The 1,351-nt window shown below is 60.5% G+C and carries 2 protein-coding genes; both read left to right on the forward strand.

The features are described 5' to 3' along the window. Positions 1-261 precede the first annotated feature (261 nt). The gene (locus NP3_RS45600) at positions 262-891 is read left to right on the forward strand and encodes a hypothetical protein (protein ID WP_063047917.1); all 630 of its coding nucleotides are present in this window, start codon (positions 262-264) and stop codon (positions 889-891) included. Between the two features lie 113 nt (positions 892-1,004). Further along, a partial coding sequence (locus NP3_RS48785) for a hypothetical protein (protein ID WP_157125002.1) occupies positions 1,005-1,351 on the forward strand: 347 nt, incomplete at its 3' end.

Genomic DNA, 1,351 nt, shown 5'->3' on the forward strand with positions numbered 1-1,351 from the left:
ACTTTCGGTAATTGAGACTGATTCAGCTGAGTGAAATAGTGTCGGTTGTGAGAACGCTTTGTCCTCGTGTTCGGTGAGGATCTGGAACAGTAGTTCGGTGCCGAGCTGCGCATGCCTCAGTGCTGGATCAAGCCACCGACCGTGACGGGAGCAGCGACCACCCGGCGCCCGACCTCGGCCCAACTAGTTGGGAGAGACCGCAGATGCTGATCTCCTGAAATCCGATCGCGTCGCACCAGGCCTGCGCCATACCCTGCTGCGGTGACGACGCAGCGTACATGGAACGAGAAGTCCCTGTGGAATACCACCCGCGCCTTCGTCGAATGGCGCTCGGTTGACCGCGACTTGCGGGCCTACCTGACGCTGAACACGGAGTTGATGACCAAACGGTTCGAGGCGATGTGGACCGAGATCGGCGAGCGCCCCGGCGACCCTGACGGGCCGGAGTGGATCGACATCTTCGATCACGAGGTGGAGATCCAGCCCAGCGACTACCACTGGATGCTCAACGCATCGGTTGTACGGGAAGCGGTCACCGCGTTCGAGGTATACCTCGAAAAGACTGGGACGGAAGTCGGTCACGACTGGAAGGTGGCGGAAAGCCAGTCTCCACGCTGGGGGCAGCTGAAAGCGTTCTTCCGCAAAGAGCTCAGCATCGTAGTTGACACGACGACAGTGCAGGAGATCAGGGATCTTCGCCACATCCTCACTCATCTACGGGGCGAACTCCGCACCAAGGAGCACCGGTCGAGATTCGGCAAGATGCTGTCGTTCCCCAGCTATCCCAGCCATCGGGCTGAACTCTCGCCCGAGACGGTGACTCAGATCCTGGATGATCTGGGCGAGGTCGTGCGCCAGGTCGATCCCGTCGCGTGGGCCCGCCGTTACTGAGATTATCGATCGGAGCACAGGCCGGGGCCGACTGCGGGCCCCCGACTCCGTGCAGGTCTACAGCCGCGAATATTCGGTAGAGACGGTCGCGCTTGCGCGGTACCGTCGCCACCATGACTGAGCGGCACCTCTGTGTGTTCTGCAACGGCCCCAACAACTCTCGTGAGCATGCCATCGCGTCATGGTTCTTGAAGCGGTGGGACGACCAGGGCCCGTTCACCGCTTCGATCAATGGCGAACCTCTGCTCACGAAAGCCAAGCGTCCGGCACAGAGTGACAAGATATGGCGGGTCATGCTGCCGTGCTGTTCGGACTGCAACAACGGACTCGACAAGTCGTTCGAGAAGCCTGCCAAGGAGCCTGTCCGTCGGCTGCTCAATGACCTTCAGCCGCTCGATACAGTAGCTGAGGTAAGGAACGTCTCACGTTGGGCCGCAAAGACTCTCGCCTTGTACGCACA

It is taken from the genome of Nocardia pseudovaccinii NBRC 100343, from assembly GCF_001613225.1.
Classification (GTDB): Bacteria; Actinomycetota; Actinomycetes; order Mycobacteriales; family Mycobacteriaceae; genus Nocardia; species Nocardia pseudovaccinii.